1 protein-coding gene is annotated in these 1,196 nt (G+C 61.4%); it reads left to right on the top strand.

Features of this window, described 5'->3' with window-relative positions; translation table 11 throughout:
* Window positions 1-594: 594 nt before the first annotated feature.
* Window positions 595-1,196: reverse transcriptase domain-containing protein (locus AB1460_RS37630; protein WP_368967351.1), on the top strand; the 602-nt coding region annotated here is incomplete at its 3' end.

Raw genomic sequence — 1,196 nt, 5'->3', positions numbered from 1 at the left:
TGTGTACCACGAACGTCGAGTTGGATAGCCGCGTAGGGTAGGTCGGCTGTTCCTGCGAAGGCGTGTAACTGCATGGAAGATGGAGGATTGTTGGCCCTCCGGAACCGCCCTGCGGGGGGAGGTTTCAAAGCACCTCAAGCTGCGTTAGCTGAAGACTGTCGTGGTGAGCGTTGAGGAAAAGGCGCACGTGATGCGTCAGCTGGGGATCGGGAAGGTGAGCTCAGCTCTCCGCTGTTGAAGCACCGAAATGTGCAGCTGGCATCAAAACTGGAATGTAGAGTGTGTTCTGGGATGAGTCTGGCGGATACCCGTTTACTGGCCAGGCGGTGCCCGGTGTGAATGGCGGCACGAGCCCGGTCTGCGGCTTCCATGCGGAACGTGGGAGGGCATGCCCCGACACTTCCCCGGGATATCTGGGGTGAGAGCGAAGCCGTCAAGCGGCAGAAACCGTGAGACGTCGAGTAGCGTCGCGGGGCGTGCAGTCGGACCGGCCCATATTAGCGTTGAAATTCCGGTAATCGGGATGGAGTGAAGGGGCCGGACTGTCCAGGTTAGTTCGTTCGGGCAACCGGGAAGATTCCCGGGAGGGATCGGGTGGGCGGACCACAGCGGAACGAGAAACCGTTTGAGATCTCGAAGTGGGAAGTGTGGGAGGCATACCAGAAAGTCAGGGCCAACAAGGGTGCGCCGGGTGTGGACGGGGTGTCTCTGGCGGAGTTCGAGAAGGATCTGAAAGACCAGCTGTACCGGATCTGGAATCGGATGAGTTCAGGGTCGTATTTCCCGAACCCGGTGCGGGCCGTGCCGATACCCAAGGACGGAGGTCGGGGTATCCGCATGCTCGGGGTGCCCACCGTCGCGGACAGGATCGCACAGACCGTGGTCGCTCGGCGTCTGGAGAAACGCACGGAAGAGATCTTCCACGTGGACTCGGATGGATACCGTGTGGGCCGGTCGGCAATCGACGCGGTGGCAAAGTGCCGGGCGCGCTGCTGGAAACACGACTGGGTCCTCGACCTGGACGTGGAGAAGTTCTTCGACAGCGTCCCACACGACCTTATCGTCAAGGCAGTGGAGGCAAACACCGACCAGAAATGGATCGTGCTGTACGTGCGGCGCTGGCTTGCAGCACCGACCCGGCAGCCGGACGGAATACTGGTTGAACCGGACCGTGGAACCCCCCAGGGGTCCTCGGT

Source organism: Parafrankia sp. FMc2 (genome assembly GCF_041008525.1).
In the GTDB taxonomy this organism is placed as follows: domain Bacteria; phylum Actinomycetota; class Actinomycetes; order Frankiales; family Frankiaceae; genus Parafrankia.
The sequence above is the reverse complement of the archived record's forward strand: the minus strand, read 5'-3'. Positions and strand labels throughout refer to the sequence as shown.